The 18417-nt window shown below is 71.7% G+C and carries 12 protein-coding genes; 10 read left to right on the plus strand and 2 right to left on the minus strand.

Features of this window, described 5'->3' with window-relative positions; genetic code table 11:
* Window positions 1-44: 44 nt before the first annotated feature.
* The 9 genes from MWM08_RS24155 (at window position 45) to MWM08_RS24195 (ending at window position 13206) form a co-directional block, all read left to right on the plus strand.
* Window positions 45-1898 carry an ABC transporter permease gene (locus MWM08_RS24155; RefSeq protein ID WP_244457013.1) on the plus strand — a complete coding sequence of 618 codons (1854 nt, stop codon included), beginning with the start codon at window positions 45-47 and terminating at the stop codon, window positions 1896-1898.
* The gene (locus tag MWM08_RS24160; protein WP_244457014.1) at window positions 1895-2674 is read left to right on the plus strand and encodes an ABC transporter ATP-binding protein; all 780 of its coding nucleotides are present in this window, start codon (window positions 1895-1897) and stop codon (window positions 2672-2674) included. The genes MWM08_RS24155 and MWM08_RS24160 overlap by 4 nt, the downstream gene beginning before the upstream one ends.
* A complete protein-coding gene (locus tag MWM08_RS24165; RefSeq protein ID WP_244457015.1) occupies window positions 2667-3380 on the plus strand; it encodes an ABC transporter ATP-binding protein in 714 nt (237 codons plus the stop codon). Before MWM08_RS24160 ends, MWM08_RS24165 begins: the two co-directional genes overlap by 8 nt.
* Window positions 3365-5389, plus strand: coding sequence for a hydantoinase/oxoprolinase family protein (locus MWM08_RS24170; protein ID WP_244457016.1), 2025 nt, complete (start codon window positions 3365-3367; stop codon window positions 5387-5389). The genes MWM08_RS24165 and MWM08_RS24170 overlap by 16 nt, the downstream gene beginning before the upstream one ends.
* Complete coding sequence (locus MWM08_RS24175; protein WP_244457017.1) at window positions 5389-7125, plus strand: hydantoinase B/oxoprolinase family protein; 1737 nt, start codon at window positions 5389-5391, stop codon at window positions 7123-7125. The genes MWM08_RS24170 and MWM08_RS24175 overlap by 1 nt, the downstream gene beginning before the upstream one ends.
* On the plus strand, window positions 7122-7964 hold the full coding sequence (locus tag MWM08_RS24180; protein WP_244457018.1) for an FAD binding domain-containing protein: 843 nt from the start codon (window positions 7122-7124) through the stop codon (window positions 7962-7964). Before MWM08_RS24175 ends, MWM08_RS24180 begins: the two co-directional genes overlap by 4 nt.
* Window positions 7961-10642 carry a molybdopterin-dependent oxidoreductase gene (locus tag MWM08_RS24185; RefSeq protein WP_244457019.1) on the plus strand — a complete coding sequence of 894 codons (2682 nt, stop codon included), beginning with the start codon at window positions 7961-7963 and terminating at the stop codon, window positions 10640-10642. The genes MWM08_RS24180 and MWM08_RS24185 overlap by 4 nt, the downstream gene beginning before the upstream one ends.
* A complete protein-coding gene (locus MWM08_RS24190) occupies window positions 10639-12123 on the plus strand; it encodes a 6-hydroxynicotinate reductase (RefSeq protein ID WP_244457020.1) in 1485 nt (494 codons plus the stop codon). The genes MWM08_RS24185 and MWM08_RS24190 overlap by 4 nt, the downstream gene beginning before the upstream one ends.
* A gap of 237 nt (window positions 12124-12360) precedes the next feature.
* Window positions 12361-13206 carry a UPF0280 family protein gene (locus MWM08_RS24195; RefSeq protein WP_244457021.1) on the plus strand — a complete coding sequence of 282 codons (846 nt, stop codon included), beginning with the start codon at window positions 12361-12363 and terminating at the stop codon, window positions 13204-13206.
* A 59-nt stretch (window positions 13207-13265) separates the two neighbouring features.
* On the opposite strand, the gene MWM08_RS24200 is transcribed toward MWM08_RS24195, so the two are convergent.
* On the minus strand, window positions 13266-14396 hold the full coding sequence (locus MWM08_RS24200; protein WP_244457022.1) for an OmpA family protein: 1131 nt from the start codon (window positions 14394-14396) through the stop codon (window positions 13266-13268).
* 322 nt (window positions 14397-14718) lie between these two features.
* On the opposite strand from MWM08_RS24200, the gene MWM08_RS24205 reads away from it, so the two are divergent.
* Window positions 14719-16683 carry an elongation factor G gene (locus tag MWM08_RS24205; RefSeq protein ID WP_244457023.1) on the plus strand — a complete coding sequence of 655 codons (1965 nt, stop codon included), beginning with the start codon at window positions 14719-14721 and terminating at the stop codon, window positions 16681-16683.
* Here MWM08_RS24205 and MWM08_RS24210 read toward each other — a convergent pair whose 3' ends face one another.
* Window positions 16684-18342 (minus strand): AMP-binding protein, encoded by a 1659-nt coding sequence (locus MWM08_RS24210; RefSeq protein ID WP_244457024.1) that lies wholly within the window; start codon window positions 18340-18342, stop codon window positions 16684-16686. It abuts the gene before it with no gap.
* Between the last annotated feature and the right edge of the window lie 75 nt (window positions 18343-18417).

Raw genomic sequence — 18417 nt, forward strand, 5'->3', positions numbered from 1 at the left:
GCCCGACGCATCTGTGCGCCAGCGCACAGCACAGGGTGCCCCTGATGGAATGGGAGTTCCTGCTGGTCCAGGCGCTATCGGGGCTGGCGAGTGCGTCGTCGTTGTTCGTCATCGCCTCGGGGCTGACGATCGTCTTCGGCGTCACGCGCATCGTGAACTTCGCGCACGGGTCCTTCTATATGCTGGGCGCCTATGTCGCGGTGACCATCGTGCCGTGGCTGCTGGAGTTCGAACGCTCGCCCTGGCTGTTCTTCGCGGGCGTGCTGGCCTCGGCACTCGCGGTCGGCGCGATGGGCGTGGTGATGGAGGTGCTGCTGCTGCGGCGCATCTACCGCGTGCCGGAACTGTTCCAGCTGCTCGCGACCTTCGGCGTCGTGCTGATCGTGCAGGACCTGGTGCTGCTGGTCTGGGGGCCGGTGGACATTCCCGGGCCGCGGGCACCGGGGCTGCGGCATGGCGTCGAGATCCTCGGGCAACGCTTCCCCGCCTACGAGCTGTTCCTGATCCTCGTCGGGCCGGCCGTGCTCGGCCTTCTGTGGCTGCTGATGCATCGCACGCGCTTCGGCGTACTGATCCGCGCCGCCACGCAGGACCGCGAGATGGTCGGCGCGCTCGGCGTCAACCAGGCGATGCTGTTCACCGGCACGCTGTTCCTGGGTGCGGCGCTGGCGGGGCTGGGTGGGGCGCTGCAGATCCCGCGCGTCAGCGCCAACCCGCAGATGGACCTGTCGATCATCACCGAGGCCTTCGTCGTCACCGTCATCGGCGGCATGGGATCGGTGCCGGGCGCCTTCATCGCGGCGGTCATGATCGGGCTACTGCAGGCCTTTGGCGTGCTGGTGTTCCCGAAGATCACGCTGGTGCTGGTCTTCCTGCTGATGGCGGCAGTGCTGGTGGTGAAGCCCTGGGGGCTGCTGGGCCGCCCCGAGGCAGCGGCAGGCCGCGCCGTGCTGCCGGAGGGCATCCTGGACCCCGGGCGGCTCGATGGCATGACGCGCGCGCTGGTGGTGGTCGCGGTGGTCGCCGTTCTGGCGCTGCCGTTGCTCGACGCTTATGCAGTGAAGGTGGGGACCGAGGTGCTGGTCCTCGCACTCGCGGCGTTTTCGCTGAATTTCCTGGTGGGGAATGGCGGCATCGTCTCCTTCGGCCATGCGGCCTATTTCGGGCTCGGCGCCTATGGCGCGGGGTTACTCGTGGTGAAGGCGGGCGTGCCGATGGAACCGGCGCTGGTGTTCGCACCCATCGCCGGTGGCGCGGCGGCCGCGCTGTTCGGCTTCTTTGTGGTGCGGCTGTCGGGGATCTACCTGGCGATGCTGACGCTGGCCTTCGCGCAGATCGCCTATGCCGTCGTGTTCCAATGGGTCGAGGTGACCGGCGGCGATAATGGCCTGGTCGGCGTTTGGCCGTCCGCCTGGGCGGCGTCGCGGGAGGTCTACCACTACATCGTCGCCGTCGTGACGATCGCCGCCATCGTCTTCCTGCGTCGCGTGATCCATGCGCCGTTCGGCGCGACCCTGCGCGCGGCGCGGGACTCGGCGCAGCGCGCAGACGCCATCGGCGTGGACGTGCGGACGCATCGCTGGCTGGGCTTCATCCTGGCGGGCGCGGCAGCCGGCCTGGCTGGGGGGCTCTACGCATTCTCGAAGGGGTCGATCGACCCGACACTGCTCGGCATTCCCATGAGCGTCGATTTCCTGTCGATGTTGCTGCTGGGCGGGATCCAGTCGGTGCTTGGCCCTGTCGCGGGGGCGGCCGCCTTCCATGCGGTGAAGGACTTCTTCATGCCGCTGACCGATCACTGGCGGTTGTTCCTCGGCCTGTCGATCATCGCCATGGTGCTGGTCTTCCCGCGCGGTCTCGCGGGCGCCTGGGCGTCATTGCGGAGGCGCGCGGCATGACCCTGCTGGCAGCCGAGGGCCTGGTGAAGCGCTTCGGTGGCGTGCTCGCCGCGAAGGACGTGACGTTTGCGCTCGATCCCGGCGAGATGCTCGCCATCATCGGCCCGAACGGCGCGGGCAAATCCACCACCTTCAACATGGTGGGCGGCCAGCTGAAGCCGGATGCCGGGCGCGTGACGCTGGCCGGGGCCGACATCACCGGCGTTCCGCCGCGCGCGGTGTGCCGCCTGGGTGTCGGGCGCACCTTCCAGGTGGCGCAGACGTTTCTCTCGTTCTCCGTCCTGGGCAATGTCCAGATGGCGCTCATCGCGCATCACGGGCAGACGCGACGCCTGCTGGCCGATGCCGCGGCGCTGCATCGTGACGATGCGCTGGCATTGCTCGATCGTGTCGGCATGGCCGCGCAGGCGGCGCGCCCGATCGGCGAACTGGCTTATGGCGACGTGAAGCGGGTGGAACTGGCGATCGCCCTGGCGGCCGCGCCTCGCCTGCTGCTGATGGACGAACCAACCGCCGGCATGGCGCCGGCCGAACGCACCGCGCTCATGGCGCTGGTCGCCGGCATCGCGCGGACCGAGCGCATCGGCGTGCTGTTCACGGAACACGACATGGACGCGGTCTTCGCCCATGCCGACCGCATCCTGGTGCTGGTGCGCGGCGAGATCATCGCGCGCGGCACGCCGGCTGAAGTGCGCGCGGACCCGGAGGTGCAACGCGTCTATCTCGGCCATTCCGGGACGCGCGCCGCGGCCCGCGCGCAACGCGCCCATGGCTGAGCGCGTGCTGGACGTGTCGGGCCTGCGCGCCGGCTACGGCCCGGCCGAGGTGCTGTTCGGTGTCGAATTGCACCTGGCGCGCGGCGAGGTCGCGGCGCTGATGGGTCGCAACGGCGCGGGCAAGTCCACCACGCTGAAGGCCATCATGGGCCTGCTGCCGCCTCGCGGCGGATCCGTGCGCTTGGCGGGACGCGAGATCGCCGGCGAGGCACCGTTCCGCATTGCGCGGATGGGCCTGGGCTACGTGCCGGAAGACCGGCGCATCTTCACCGACCTCAGCGTGATGGAGAACCTCGATGTCGGGCGCCGCGCGGCGCCGCGCGGGCGCAACGCCTGGACACCCGAGCGGCTGTTCGAGGTGTTCCCGAACCTCGCCGAGATGCGGCACCGTCGCGCCTCGGCGATGTCGGGCGGCGAGCAGCAGATGCTCACCATCGCGCGCACGCTGATGGGCAACCCGGAGGCGGTGCTGCTCGACGAACCCTCGGAAGGCCTCGCACCGGTGATCGTGGAACAGATGGCGGAGGCGGTGTTGCGCATGAAGGCGGAGGGGATCGCCGTGCTGGTCAGCGAACAGAACCTCGACTTCGCCGCGGCCGTCGCCGACCGCGCCGTGATCCTGGAGAAGGGTTCGGTGCGCTGGCAGGGCAGTCTGGCGGCGCTCGAGGCGGACGAGGACCTGCGCCGCGCATGGCTGACCGTTTGATGCGCCGCGTCGCCGGCATCGATGTAGGTGGCACCTTCACCGACCTGGTGATGCAGGATGCCGATGGGTCCATCCGCATCGCCAAGGTGCCGACCACGGCCGCGAACCAGGCCGGCGGCGTGCTGGCGGGGATCGCGGCCGCCGGCACGACGCCGGCCGCGCTCGACCTGATCGTGCACGGCACGACGGCGACGACGAACGCCGTGCTGGAACGCAAGCTGGCGAAGGTCGGCCTGGTGACCACGGCCGGCTTCCGCGATGTGCTGGAACTCGGCCGTCGCACCCGTCCGCGCGCCTATGGCATGACCGGGTCCTTCGAACCGCTGGTGCCACGTGAATGGCGGCGGGAGGTCGCGGAGCGCATGGATGCGCGCGGCGCGGTCGTGACGCCTCTGGACGAGGCCGCGGTGGAGCGCGAGGTACGCGCGCTGCTGGCCGAAGGCTGCGAGGCGCTGGTCATCCACTTCCTGCACGCCTATGCCAACCCGGCGCACGAGGTGCGCGCGGGCGAGATCGCGCGCGCCATCTGGCCGAACGGATACGTCACGCTCGGCCATGCGCTGCTGTCGGAATTCCGCGAATACGAACGTGGCACCACAGCGTCCGTGAACGCCGCGGTGCAGCCGGTGCTCGACCGCTACATCCGCCATCTTCAGGACCGCCTCGCGGAAGCGGGGCATGCGCGCGACCTGCTGGTGATGAACGGCAATGGCGGCACGGTGCCGGCGCGCGCCGTGGCGGCCGAGGCTGCCAAGACGGTGATGTCCGGCCCCGCGTCCGGCGTCATGGCGGCGGCGGCCACGCTCGCGCAGTCCGGCGTGGTGAACGCCATCACCTGCGACATGGGCGGCACCTCCACCGATGTTGCGCTGATCGCCGGCGGCGTGCCGGAGGTGTCGGCGGAACTCTCCATCGCGTATGGGCTGCCGATCCACCTGCCGATGGTGGATGTGCGCACGGTCGGCGCCGGTGGCGGGTCGATCGCCTGGATCGACCGCGGCGGCATGCTCCGCGTGGGGCCGGAAAGCGCTGGTTCGTCGCCAGGGCCGATCTGCTATGGGCGCGGCGGCATGCGCCCGACCGTGACGGACGCAAACCTGCTGCTCGGGCGGCTCGACCCGGATGCATTGCTCGCGACCGGGCGGCGCGTGGGCGTCGATGAGGTGCGCGACGCCTTCGCGCAACTCGGTGCGCCACTCGGAATGGCGGCGGAGCAGGCGGCATCGGCCGTGATCCACCTCGCCAACGTGCTGATGGCCGGCGCGATCCGGATGGTGTCGCTCTCGCGCGGGCATGATCCGCGCGACTTTTCGCTGTTCGCGTTCGGAGGCGCGGGGCCGCTGCATGCGGTGGCGCTGGCGCGCGAGATCGGCATTCCGCAGGTGCTGGTTCCCTACCGCCCGGGCCTGACCAATGCGCTCGGCTGCCTGGTCGCGGATCTGCGGCAGGACGTGGTGAATACGCTGAACCGCGGGCTGGACGACATCGCGGAATCGGAACTCGCCGCGGTGCTCGCGGCGCAGACGGACCGCGCCACGGCCGCCGTGCGCGCCGGCGGCGCCGAGGTCGAACGCATCGAGACGCGCCACGTCGCCGAGATGCAGTTCCGCGGCCAAACACACCTGATCCGCGTGCCGCTCGCCTCGGCCACGCCGTCGCGCGCCGAGGTGCAGGCCGCCTTTGAAGCCGCATACTTCGCGCGCTTCGAAGTGCGCCTGCCCGAGATCCGCGCGGTGCTGGTGAACCTGGCCACCAGCGTGGTCGGCCGCCGCCCGGCCTTCGACCTGCGCGCGCTGTCCGGTGGTGGGGGCGAGCCACGGCTCGGCATGCGGCGCCTCCATGCGGACGGCACCTGGCACGATGCCGCGGTCTGGCAGCGCGAGGCCCTGGCCGAGGGTGCGCGCGTCGAGGGCCCGGCCATCCTGCAACAGGTCGATGCGACCATCATCCTCGAACCCGGAAGCGCGGCAGTGGTCGATGCGCTGGGCAACCTCAGGATCACCGCGTGATGGATGCGCTCACCCTCGCCGTCATCCAGGCCGGCCTCACGCAGGTTTGCAACGAGATGGACCTGGCCTTCTCCCGCGCCGCCTTCTCGCCCGTCATCGCCGAAGCGGACGACCGATCGGACGGCATCTACGCCGCCGAGGACGGCGCGCTGATCGCGCAGGGGGAGGGCGGGCTGCCGGTCTTCGTCGGCGCCATGCAGCACAGCGCCGGGCATATCATCCGTCTCATCCACGAGGGCGCCGTCGCCGCGCCCGAACCGGGCGACGTCTACATCGTCAATGACCCCTACCTGGGCGGCACGCATCTGATGGATGTGCGCTTCGCGCGCCCCTTCTTCGTCGACGGTACGCTGTTCTGCTGGCTGCAGAACACCGGCCACTGGCCCGACACCGGGGGCATGGTGCCCGGTGGCTTTTCCGCACACGCCACCGAGGTCGAGCAGGAAGGCCTGCGCCTGCCACCTGTGAAACTGTTCAAGCGCGGCGAGATCGATCGCGAGATCCTGTCCATCATCCAGTCCAACATCCGCGTGGCCGACCAGCGCATCGGCGACATCAAGGCGCAGGCGGCCGCGCTGATGGTGGGCGAACGGCGGCTCAACGACATCGTCGCGCGCTACGGTGCCGCCACGCTGCGCGACGCGATCGCGCTGATCCGTGACCGCGCCGCCCAACGCATGCGCGTCGAGATCCGCCGCATGCCCGAAGCCACCTGGCGTGCCGAGGCCTTCGTCGATTCCGACGGCGTGGTGGACGAACCGTTGCGCATCGCGCTGGCCGTCACGCGCACGGGCGATACACTGACCTTCGACTTCACCGGGTCGTCCAAGCCCTGCGCGGGGCCGATGAACTCCGTCTGGTCCACCACCTTCTCCGCCGTATGCCTCGGCGTGAAGCACATCTTTCCCGATGTACCGATCAATGCTGGCACCTTCGAACCCCTGCACATCATCCGGCCGGAAGGCACCTTCCTCGATGCCCGCTACCCGCGACCGGTCAGCGGTTGCGCGGCGGAGGTCAGCCAGCGCATCGCGGAAGCCGTATTTCTCTGCCTGGTGCAAGCGCTGCCCGACGAGGTCACCGCCGCGCCGGCGGGAACCTCGGGCAACTTCGCGCTCGGCGGCAGCGATCCCGCGCGTGGCGCGTCCTATGTGATGTACCAGATCACCGGTGGCGGCTACGGCGGCAGTGCCGACCATGACGGGCTGACCAATGGCTGCTCCACCATCGGCATCAGCAAGACCGCGCCGGTCGAGGTGATGGAGCAGTACTACCCCATCCGCTTCACGCGCTTCGCGCTGCGCGATGGCTCCGGCGGGGCCGGGCTGCATCGCGGCGGCTTCGGCGTGCACTACGAAGTGGAACTGCTGCGCGGTGAGGCGCGCGCCTCCTTCGTGATGGACCATGGCCGCTTCGGCCCGCCCGGCGTGCTGGGGGGTGGCGACGGCGCGCCGAACGAGGTCCGCATCCATCGCAACGGCACCACCACCACGCCGCTGCACCTGTCGAAGGACCAGGGCATTGCGCTGATGCCCGGCGACCGGGTGGAGGTCCGCACGCCCGGGGGCGGCGGATATGGCGATCCCTTCGCGCGCGAGCCCGCGCTGGTCGCGCGCGACGTGAAGCGCGGCTACTACGATGCCGCACAGGCGGCCGCGCTTTGGGGGGTTGCGCTCCGAGAGGGCAACGTCGACGCCACCGCCACCGACGCGCTGCGCCGGGGCCGCGCGGCATGACCGCCTATCACCGCCCGCGCACGCTGCGCGATGCGCTGGCGATCCGCGCGGCGACAGGCGCGATGCCGCTGGCCGGCGGCACCGACATCCATCCCCTGCGCACCGCGCGCGCCGCCTGGGGCGAACCCTGGACGACGCCAGTGCTGGATCTTTCGGCCGTGCCGGGCCTCGCTGGCATCACCGAGACCGAGGATGGCTGGCGCATCGGCGCAAGCACCACCTGGACCGCGATCGCCGAATCACCCCTGCCGACGATCTTCGATGGCCTGCGCGCGGCGGCGCGCGACGTCGGAGGCCGCCAGGTGCAGAATCGCGGCACCATCGCCGGCAACCTGGTCACCGCATCGCCTGCCGGCGACGGCATCCCGAACCTGCTGGCCCTGGATGCCGCGGTGGAACTCGTCTCCGACGCCGGTGGCCGCCGATTGCCGGTCAGCGATTTCGTCACCGGCTACCGCGCCACGGCGCTTGCCGCGGGCGAACTGGTCGCCGCCATCCATATCCCGCGGCTTGATGGTGCGCGCGGCCGCTTCGTGAAGCTTGGCGCGCGGCGCTACCTGGTCATCTCGATCGCCATGGTGGCGGCGGTGGTACGCTGCGAAGGCACGCGCATCGCGCAGGCGCGCGTGGCAATCGGCGCCTGCTCGCCGGTCGCGCAACGCCTTCCTGCGCTCGAGGATGCCTTGCGCGGCGTGGACATCGCAGATGCCGCCGCGGTCCCGAGTGCTGCGCATCTCGAGCTGCTCGCGCCCATCGCCGACATCCGTGCCTCCGCCCCGTATCGGCAAGACGCGGCACTCACACTGGTGCGCGACCTCCTCGCGGGCTTCGCGCCATGATCGCGCTGACGGTCAACGGCACGCGCCATGATGTCGCGGCCGATCCCTTCGCGCCACTGTCCGACACGCTGCGCGAGGTCCTCGGCCTGACCGGCACGAAGGAGGGTTGCAACGCCGGCGATTGCGGCGCCTGCACGGTGCTGATGGATGGCGCGCAGGTCTGCGCCTGCCTGGTCTCGACCGCGCAGGCGGAAGGTGCGGCCGTCACCACGGTCGAGGCCACCGACCCGCTGCTCGGCACGCTGCGCGCGGCCTTCCTCGCGCGTGGCGCGGCGCAATGCGGCATCTGCACGCCGGGCATGCTGATGGCGGCGCTCGACCTGCTGCGCCGTGACCCGACGCCCGATCGCGCGGCGGTGGAGGACGCGCTGGGCGGCGTGTTGTGTCGTTGCACCGGCTACCAGCAGATCGTCGACGCAGTGCTGGACGCTGCACGCGGCAGCATCGCCGCAGCACCGGCCAGCGGCGCGGTCGGGGCGGCGGTCCCGCGCCTCGATGGCCTGGGCAAGGTCGCCGGCACGGAGCGCTACGGCGCCGACGACGCGCCGGCGGATGCGCTGTGGTTGCGCGTGGTGCGGTCCCCCCATGCAAGCGCGCGCTTCACCCTCGGCGATCTCGAGGCCGCGCGCGCCGCGCATGGCCTGGTTGCCGTGCTGTCGGCCCGCGATGTGCCGGGCACCAACGCCTTCGGCATCATGCCCACCCTCAAGGACCAGCCGGTCTTCGCCGATGGGCTGGTGCGCCATCGGGGCGAGGCAGTGCTCGGCCTGGTCGGCACGCGCGCAGCGGTGGCCGCGGTGCGCGATGCCGACCTGCCCATCGCCTGGGATCCGTTGCCGCCGCTGACGGGGGTCGATGGCGCGCTGGCCCCCGCAGCACCACGGCTGCACGACCACGCGCCCGGCAATGTGCTGGTCCGTGGCCATCTGCGCTGCGGCGATGCCGAAGCCGCGCTCGCCACCAGCGCCGCGCGCGCCGAGGGTCGCTTCGCCACCGCCTTCGTCGAGCACGCCTACATCGAACCCGAAGCGGGCTACGCGGAGGCCGGCGGCCTCACCATCGCCGCCTGCACCCAGGCGCCGGTGATGGACCGCGAGGAGACCGCCCGCGTCCTGGGCGTCGCGGAACACGACGTGCGCATCATCCCGACCGGCTGCGGCGGCGGCTTTGGCGGCAAGCTCGATGCGTCGGTGCAGCCGCTGCTCGCGGTCGCGGCGCGTGTCACCAGCCGCCCCGTGCGGATCACCTATTCGCGCACCGAGAGCATGGCCTCCTCCACCAAGCGCCACCCTGCACGGCTGCAGGCGCGCATGGGCGCGGATGCCGATGGCCGCTTCACCGCCTTCATGCTCGATGGCGATTTCGACACCGGCTCCTACGCCTCCTGGGGGCCGACGGTGGCGAACCGCGTGCCGGTGCATGCCTCCGGCCCCTATCGCGTGCCGAGCGTACTGGCGCGCACGCGCGCCGTGCATACCAACGCGCCGCCCTCCGGCGCTTTCCGCGGCTTCGGCGTACCGCAAGCGGCGATCGCGACCGAGGCGTTGGTCGACGACCTGGCAGAGGCGCTGCGTATCGACCGCTGGGAGATCAGGCGCCGCAACGCGATCGGCAGGGGCGATACGACGCCCTCCGGCCAGGTGCTGCATGCCTCGGCGGGATTGCCGGAGTGCCTCGATGCGCTGAAGCCCGACTGGGATGCGGCGCTGGCGCGCGTCGCGGCGCACAACGCGTCGGCGCCGCGGCAGCGCCTCGGCGCCGGCATCGCCTGCATGTGGTACGGCTGCGGCAATACCGCGATGTCCAACCCGTCCACCATGCGCATCACGCTGGCGCGCGATGGTTCGCTCACGCTGTTCAACGGCGCGGTGGATATCGGCCAGGGCAGCACAACGGTCATCGGGCAGATTGCGGCGGAAGCGCTCGGCCTGCCGCTCGCCACGCTCCGGCAGGTGGTGGGCGACACGGCGCTCACGCCGGATGCCGGCAAGACCTCGGCGTCGCGACAGACATTCGTCAGTGGCCGTGCGGCGGCCGACGCCGCGAAGGCGCTGCGCGCGCGGCTGCTGGCCCTGGCCAATGCCGGCGATGGCGCGACGCTGGCTCTGGAGGGTGCGCGCCTGACGGTGCGCGATGCGCACACCAGGCGCGTCATCGACCTCGCTGCGCTGGAGGCCGACATCACGGCCGAGGCGCGCTACGATCCACCCACCGTGCCGCTCGACGCCGATGGCCAGGGTGTGCCCTACGCGACCTACGGCTTCGCGGCACAGGTCGCGCTGGTGCGCGTGGACTTGCAGCTCGCGACGGTGAAGGTGGAGGAGATCGTGGTGGCGCAGGATGTCGGCCGCGCGGTGAACCCGCTGCTGATCACGGGGCAGATCCATGGCGGCATCGCGCAGGGCCTCGGCCTCGCTCTGATGGAGGAATTCATCCCAGGCCGCACCGAGAACCTGCACGACTACCTGATCCCCACCGCCGGCGACATGCCACGCATTCGCATCCACCTCATCGAAGACCCCGAACCCGAAGGCCCCTTCGGCGCGAAGGGCGTGGGCGAACCCGCGCTGGTGCCGACCGCGCCCGCAATCCTCTCGGCCATCCGCCACGCCACCGGCGTGCGCATCACGCAGGTGCCCGTGCTGCCGCACCGCCTGCACGCGGCGATGCGCGCATGACCAGCCGCGCCGCCCGCAGCGCGCAGTTCGGCGCGGCGGAAGCCGACGGCATCATCCGCTGCGATGCCTGCCCAGTGCTGTGCCGCATCCGCCCCGGCCGTGCCGGAGCCTGCGCGCGCTATGCCAATGCCGACGGCGTGCTGGTGCGGACCGACCCGGTTCTGGCACTGGCGCATGCAGTGGACAGCAACGCGCCCGTCGTGGCCTTCGCGGAACGCCACTGGGATGGCGCGCTGATGGACCCGTCGCGGGTCTTCCTCACCGGCGTGGGCTCCGGCACCACATACCCGGACTACAAGCCAGCGCCCTTCATTGTCGGCAGCACCCATGACGGCGTCGACACCGTCACCGTCGTGACCGAGGGCATGTTCAGCTATTGCGGCGTGAAGGTGAAGATCGACACCGACCGCCACCTGGGCCCGGAAACCGCGGCGGTGCGCGTGAACGGCGAACAGGTCGGCCACGTCACCAGCGCCGAATACGGATCGCAGATGCTGTCCATCGGCGGCGTACGGCACCTCACGGGCGGGTCGAAGAAGGAAGGCGTCGTCACCTGCGATACGCTGCTGAAGCTGTGTGGTGCCGAACCGGTCGCGTTCACCATCGACGGCGGTCATGCCGTGGTCGTACAGGCGGGTGCGGCGCCCATCGTGGATGGCACGCCGGAAACGCGCATGCGCGTCGGCTGCGGCAGCGCGGCCGTAGGCATCTTTGCGCAGCAGTGGCTTGGGCATGTGGACGAGGTGATCGTGGTGGACGACCACATCACCGGTGTGTTGAGCGAACACCAGGCCGGCCGCGTGCTGGACATGCGCCCGGCCGGCATCCGCGTCCGCGGCCGGCGTTCCACGCCAGGTCGCTACTTCCAGGTCGCACAGCCCGGGCTGGGCTGGGGCGGCACCGACATCACCGACCCGCTCTCGGTCATCGAGCGCATCGACCCGAAGCTCGCCTGGCCCGGCCTGCGCCTGCTGTTCACCAGCACGACCGGCGACCACGCGCTGTACTGCGTGCTGGATGACACGCTGACGCCGCAGCCCGCCGAGATGCCTTCCGCCGTGCGCGCGGTGGTCGACCGAATCGGCGAGAATTGCGAACCCTCCCTGTGTTCCGTGCTGTTCATCGCGGGCGCGGGCGGGTCGCTGCGCGCGGGCGTCACCGGCAATCCGGTGCTGCTCACGCGCTCCGTCGCGCGCGGTGAAACGCGCGTCACGATGGGCGGCGCACCCGTGTATCTCTGGCCCGGCGGGGGCATCACCATCATGGCCGATGTCCTGCGCATGCCACCGCGGGCCTTCGGGCACGTACCCACGCCGGCCCTTGTCGCACCCATCGAATTCACCCTGCCGCGCGCGCTCTACGAAACGCTTGGCGGCCACATGGACCAGGTGCAGCCGCTGGCCGAGGTGCTGCGCAGCCTGGGCGACGACCTGCGGGTCGAGACATGGCACCCCGGCAATCCCTGGCCTGTCGCGCGGTAGGCGGGCCGCGGATGCCGGCGGACCGTCCAGGCGGGTGCAGCCGGGCCGGCAACGGAAAGCGCCGCCGCGCGGTCCCAGGGCGCTCTGCCAAACCTGCCCCGGTGGCGCGATCGTGCCGCCACGGCCCCTGCCGATGGTCGCCACGGACCGCCCGCAGCCGGCGCCATGCCGCCGAGGTCCCGGCGGCTGTCCTTCGGCAGCGCCACCCCCGCGCCCTCGCCAGGTCGCGCTGACACCATGCACGCCCCGGTCGTCCAGCGCCTTGGGGGCGACCGGCTGCACCTGTCGCACGGTCCGATCGACGTGGTGCTGCGCGCCTGGGGCGACACGCAGGCCGTTCATGCAGCCGAGGCAGCAGCGGTCTCTGCCTTCCCCGACATCCTGCCGTCGCTAGCCGCCGAGCTGCCCGCGCTGCGCCGGCCGATCGCCGAATCAGCGCCGGTGTCGCACCCGGTCGCGCGCCGGATGGTGGCGGCCTGCGCGCCCTTCGCGCCGCACTTCATCACCCCGATGGCCGCGGTGGCCGGCGCCGTGGCGGATGCGCTGCTGGCCGAGATGCTGCGCGCCGCACCGCTCGCCCGCGCCTATGTGAATGATGGCGGCGACATCGCGCTGCATGTCGCGCCGGGGGAAACGCTCGCCATCGGCCTGGCGGCGGATCCGGCACGGCTTGCGCTGGATGGCGCGCTGCGGGTGACGGCGGGCAGCGGCATCGGCGGGGTCGCGACATCGGGCCGGCATGGCCGGTCCTTTTCGCTCGGCATCGCGGATGCGGTGACGGTGCTCGCGCGCGACGCCGCGACGGCCGACGCCGCCGCGACGCTCATCGCCAATGCGGTCGATCTCGACAGCGCCGCCATCGCGCGCGCACCGGCGGAGAGCCTCGACCCGGACAGCGACCTTGGCGCGCGGCTGGTCACGGTCGCCGTGGGCAGCCTGTCGGTCGCGGAGATCCAGGCGGCGCTGGCGTCCGGTCTGGCGCGTGCCGAGGCGTTCCGTGCCGCCGGCCACATCATCGGTGCGGCCCTGCGCCTGGGCGGCACGCTGCGCACCACAGGCCTGCCCGCCTTGCCATCCCCCTGACGCAGAAAGGGGCGCCCTGAGGCGCCCCTTTCCATGTTCTGTCGCGTGGTGTCCCGCGATTAGCGGAGCACGATCTCCACGCGGCGGTTCTGCGGCTCGCGGGTGTTGTCCGGGGTCGGGACCAGCAGCTGGCTCTCGCCGACGCCGCGCGCGGTGATCTCGTTGCGCGGGATGCCCAGGCGGACCAGCTCGGCAGCCACCGCGTTGGCGCGGCGGACCGACAGGCCCTGGTTGTAGACCGGCGAGCCCGAGGTGTCGGTGTGACCCGTCACTTCGATGCGCGTCACGCGCTGCGTGCGCGCGGCCTGCGCCGCTTCCGCGATGATCTGGCGCGCGCGCGCGGTCAGGTCGGCGCGGTTCCAGTCGAAGAACACCAGGAAGGTGCGCGCCGGCGCCGGCGCCACCGCGGCAGGGGCCACCGGCGCGGCCGTGCGGCCGAAGTTGTAGCGCACGCCGAACATGATGGAGTGGTTGTAGTTGTCGGCGTTGTACTGGAAGGCCTGGCGGTCGGCGATGCGGTCGCCGCCAGCCTGCACCACGCCGTTCGCGCGGCCACGGAGTTCAACTTGCGCCGTGCCCAGGAAGCGGTACTCGGCGGTCAGCGCCAGGCCGGGGACGCTGTCGATCGGCAGGGCGAGGCCCAGGATCGCCTGGTAGGCGAAGGTCGAGGAGTCGCCGCCGAAGGTCACGTTCGCCGCGTTGCCGTTCGCCGCGCGCTGACCGAAGCCGACATCATTCCAGTCCGCGAAGGCCATGCCGACGCCGGCGCCCACGTAGGGCATCACCGGCCCGAGGCGGAAGTCATACAGCGCGTTGAACATGATGCCGTAGGTCGCGGCCGTGCCGCTCGCACGCGGCAGAGCGCCGATGCCCGAGGCCTTGATGTTGTCGACGTCGTTCTGGCGGTAGCTGCCCTCGAGTTCGAGGCGCAGGCCGTTGCCGAAGCCGTAGCCGACGCTGACCACGCCAGCGAAGCCCCACTCGAACCCGACATCCAGGCTGCGGGAGAAGGCGTTGCCATTCTCGAGGCGCCCACTGATCGTGTCCGAGCTGCCCATCAGGTAGTTGAAGCCGGCGCCGGCACCCACGTAGATGCCCTGCACCCGCGGATCCCAGCTCTGCGCCTGGGCGGTCGCCGCCATCGGCAGCGACAGCAGAGTCGCGGCAAGAAGCGTCTTCTTGAAGTTCATCGTCATTCCTCGCGTCCAACTGACGCACCGACCGCGCCGGTGCAGATGGCTCCCCCCGAGAGGGGCTCGGCGCGGAGTTTAACCACATTCGCTGACGGCTGACCCAGCCTCCGGTGGCGCTTTCCGAACATCGGCGGAGCACTGTGGCGGTCGCGCCACACCTCTGTGACCTCGCCGCGCGGGCCGGACTCCGCCATGCCGCGTCGGTTTCTTGCGCCAAGCGCACACCGCGGCGCTAGTCTCCCCCCCGGCGGCCCCACCGCCGGGGGGGCCGTCGCACACGGCCGGTCCACGGCCGGAAGACCTGGGAGGGTCCGCCACCATGACCGAATCCGCGTCGAGACACGCCGGCGGGGCAGCGCCCCGCGCCATCGCCCTGATCGGGCCGCAAGCCAGCGGCAAGTCCACCCTGTTCGATGCCCTGCTGGCCGCCGCCGGCAGCGCCCCGCCCCGCCGCGACGCCCGCACCCGCGCCATGGGCACCGCGCTGCGCATCGGCCATTGCAGTTTCCTGGGCGATCCCTGGGCACTGATCGACTGCCCCGGGTCGGTCGAATTCGCGGCCGAGACCGCCGCCGCGCTGGCCGTTGCCGACCTCGCCCTGGTGGTCTGCGAAGCCACGCCGTCGCGGGCCGCCGCCCTGGCGCCGGTGTTCCGCGCCATCGAGCGTGCCGACCTGCCCGCCATGGTCTTCGTCAACAAGGTCGACGCGCTGGGCGACCAGCACATTCGCGACACCCTGGCCGCATTGCAGGCCCATTCGCGCCGCCCGCTGGTGCTGCGCCAGGTGCCCATCCGCGAGGCCGGCCAGGTCACCGGCTATGTCGACCTGGTGAGCGAGCGTGCCTACCGCTGGCGCCGCGGCGAGCCCTCCGAACTGATCCGCATGCCCGGCGACGTCGCCGCGAGGGAAGCCGAGGCCCGCGCCGCCCTGGCCGAGGCCCTGGCCGACCACGACGACGCGCTGCTTGAGAAGGTCGTGGAGGACGCCATCCCCACGCCCGACGACCTCTATCGCCCCCTGCATGCCGACATCGCCGCCGGCGCGCTCGATGCCGTGCTGCTCGGCGCGGCGGAGAAGCAGCACGGCGTGTTGCGCCTGTGGAAGGCGCTGCGCCACGACGTACCGGGGCCGGAGGCGACGGCTGCGCGGCGCGGCATCGCGCCCGAAGGCGAGCCGGTCGCGCAGGTGTTCCGCACCATCCATGCCGGACATGGCGGCAAGCTCTCCTGCGTGCGGATCTGGCGCGGCGCCGTGAAGGACGGCGCCATGATGGACGGCGCGCGCATCGGCGGCATCACGCGCTGGCCCGCCGGCGAAGCATCCCGCGCGACCGAGGCGGCGGCCGGGGAGATCGTGGCCCTCGGACGGCTCGATGCGGTGGGCACGGGAGCCACGCTGTCGCCCTCCGGTGCGGCGCAGGGCCTGCCCTTCCCGGCGCCGCCGCCGCCGGTCTATGCCCTCGCCGTCGCCACGGAAGACCGCAAGGACGACGTCCGCCTGACCGCCGCCCTGGCGCGCCTGGCCGAGGAAGACCCCTCGCTGTCGGTCGTGCAGGATGCCGAGGCGGGGCAGATCCTGCTGACCGGCCAGGGCGATATTCACCTCGGCCACGCCGTGGCGCGCCTGGCGGAGGCGCACGGGCTGCGCGTGACCACCACACGCCCGCGCATCGCCTTCCGTGAGACCATCCGCCATGCCGCGCGCCACCATGCGCGCCACCGCCGCCAGACCGGCGGGCACGGGCAATTCGCCGACGTCACGCTCGAAGTCACGCCCCGCGCCCGCGGCGAGGGCTTCGCCTTCGAGGACCGCATCGTCGGCGGCGCCGTGCCGCGCAAGTTCATCCCCGCGGTCGGCGAGGCGGCCGAGGACGCGACGCGGCGCGGCCCGCTCGGCAACCCGGTGGTGGACATCACGGTCACGCTGCATGACGGCGCCTTCCACTCGGTCGATTCCTCGGACATGGCCTTCGCCACCGCCACGCGCATGGCCATGCAGGAAGCGCTGGCCAAGGCCGAACCGGTGGTGCTGGAACCGGTCGACCACGTCATCATCCTGGTGCCGCAGGACGGCACGGCGGCGGCGCAGCGCCTGCTCAGCGCGCGGCGCGGCCAGATCCTCGGCTATGCCGAGAAGGAGGACTGGCCCGGCTGGGACGAGGTGCAGGCGCTGGTGCCGGAAGCCGAGCTGCACGACCTGATCATCGAATTGCGATCACTGACGATGGGCCTGGGCACCTATACGCGCCGCTTCGACCACCTCGCGGAGGCGCGGGCGCGGTAGTCAGCCGGGGCCGAGCATCCGCAGCAGCGCGCTCTCGTCCCGCTTGCCGCCGGGCAGCAGCGGCATGGCGGGCAGGGCCACGATGCGCGCTGGGCGCATATGCGCGGGCAGCGCCTGGGCCATCGCGTTGCGCAGCCGTGCTTCGATCCCGTCCGGCGCCGCGGCGGCGGCTGGCACCACGAAGCCCGCCAGCAGCACACGCCCGCCAGCCTGGCGCGCCACCACGGCGGCCTGCGCGACCTCGGGGCTGCGGCGCAGCGCGGCTTCCACCTCGGCCAGTTCCACGCGCATGCCGTTCACCTTCACCATCCGGTCCATGCGCCCGAGCACCACGAAGGCGCCATCCGGCGTGATCCGCGCGAGATCACCGGTGCGGTAGATGCGCAGGCCCGGGTCGGACGGATCGCGTTCGATGCGCCCATCCACCAGCCGGCCCGCCTGCCATTCACCGAGTGCTGCGTAACGGCTGCGCATCCACAATTCGCCGACCTCGCCGGGCGGGCAGGGTGCGCCGTGCTCATCGACGATCTTCGCCTCGGTGCCGGGGTCGAGGATGCCGGCAGCGACGCGCACCGGATCCTGCGCATCGCCGGGATGCACGAACCATCCGGTGCCGGAAAGCTCCGTCGCGCCATAGGCGTTGTTGATGAAGCAGTCGGCGGGCAAAGCGGGGCGGATCGCCTCGACATCCGCGACCAGTAGCGGCTCGCCGGTGCTGCGCAGGATGCGCAGGCCGGACAGCATCGCCTTCGCGTCGGGCAGGCGCGCGACGATGCGCATCAGCGACGGTCCCGCGCGCAGCACCGTGACCGGGCGCGTGCGCAGCGCATCGCTCAGCGCCTGCACGCCGCCGCGATCGAGCGCGACCAGGTGCAGCGCCGACCCGCAGACCACCGTCAGCAGCGTGAACAGCCCCGCCGTGGTCGCCGCCGAGGTCGCGATCAGGAAGCGGTCGCGCGGCGAGAGGTGGAATTCGTCGATCAGCCCCGCGACCTGGTGCAGCACCGTGCGCTGGCTGTGCACCAGCGCCTTGGGCTGCCCCGTACTGCCGGAGGTGCAGATGATGAAGGCCGGATCATCCTGGCCCAGCCAGGCGTCGCGCGGCGGGAAGGCCGCATCCCCCGGTGCGAACGCCACATCGACACCGATGCAGGGCAGGCCGAAGGGCTCGCCATCCTGCGCGCTGCCCGCGACCAGCAGGCCGGCGCCGGCGTGGCGCAGGATGGCCTCGTTCCAGGCGGACGGGGCCGCAGCCTCGAGCAGCAGGCCCATGCGCCCCGCAGCGATGCAGGCCAGCACCGCGACCGGATAGCCGACCGCATTGGACAGCAGCAGCCCGACCGGCCCGTTCGTGCCGCTGCCGCGGATGGCCGTGGCGAGCCGCCCGACCGCGGCCCACAACGCACGGAAGTCGAGCAGGCGGTCGGCATCCTCGCAGGCCGGCGCGTCCGGCATGGCGGCGACCACGCACGCCAGGCTGTCCAGCGCGGGCGTATCCCGGCCCTCCGCGCCGAAGCGGCGGTAGGGCACGTCGCGCGGGCCGCGGTAGTCTTCCATGAGCTCGGGCGTCTCGATCCAGCCATCGCGCAGCGGCGCGCGCGCCAGCGCGGCCTGCATGGCGCGAGTGTGGTCGGGCACATCGTTGCCTGCATCATGCATCGGCAGCTTCTCCGTCACATGCATGATCGCCGATGCGGCGCGTGGAGGGAACAATGGCGACAGGCTTTGCAGATT

The organism is Roseomonas fluvialis, assembly GCF_022846615.1.
Taxonomy (GTDB): Bacteria; Pseudomonadota; Alphaproteobacteria; order Acetobacterales; family Acetobacteraceae; genus Neoroseomonas; species Neoroseomonas fluvialis.

Bases quoted from the DNA above. Each gene is read 5' to 3' on its own strand.
- MWM08_RS24155 (WP_244457013.1), top strand. From the start codon at position 45: ATGGAATGGGAGTTCCTGCTGGTCCAGGCGCTATCGGGGCTGGCGAGT.
- MWM08_RS24160 (WP_244457014.1), top strand. From the start codon at position 1,895: ATGACCCTGCTGGCAGCCGAGGGCCTGGTGAAGCGCTTCGGTGGCGTG.
- MWM08_RS24165 (WP_244457015.1), top strand. From the start codon at position 2,667: ATGGCTGAGCGCGTGCTGGACGTGTCGGGCCTGCGCGCCGGCTACGGC.
- MWM08_RS24170 (WP_244457016.1), top strand. From the start codon at position 3,365: ATGGCTGACCGTTTGATGCGCCGCGTCGCCGGCATCGATGTAGGTGGC.
- MWM08_RS24175 (WP_244457017.1), top strand. From the start codon at position 5,389: ATGGATGCGCTCACCCTCGCCGTCATCCAGGCCGGCCTCACGCAGGTT.
- MWM08_RS24180 (WP_244457018.1), top strand. From the start codon at position 7,122: ATGACCGCCTATCACCGCCCGCGCACGCTGCGCGATGCGCTGGCGATC.
- MWM08_RS24185 (WP_244457019.1), top strand. From the start codon at position 7,961: ATGATCGCGCTGACGGTCAACGGCACGCGCCATGATGTCGCGGCCGAT.
- MWM08_RS24190 (WP_244457020.1), top strand. From the start codon at position 10,639: ATGACCAGCCGCGCCGCCCGCAGCGCGCAGTTCGGCGCGGCGGAAGCC.
- MWM08_RS24195 (WP_244457021.1), top strand. From the start codon at position 12,361: ATGCACGCCCCGGTCGTCCAGCGCCTTGGGGGCGACCGGCTGCACCTG.
- MWM08_RS24200 (WP_244457022.1), bottom strand. From the start codon at position 14,396: ATGAACTTCAAGAAGACGCTTCTTGCCGCGACTCTGCTGTCGCTGCCG.
- MWM08_RS24205 (WP_244457023.1), top strand. From the start codon at position 14,719: ATGACCGAATCCGCGTCGAGACACGCCGGCGGGGCAGCGCCCCGCGCC.
- MWM08_RS24210 (WP_244457024.1), bottom strand. From the start codon at position 18,342: ATGCATGATGCAGGCAACGATGTGCCCGACCACACTCGCGCCATGCAG.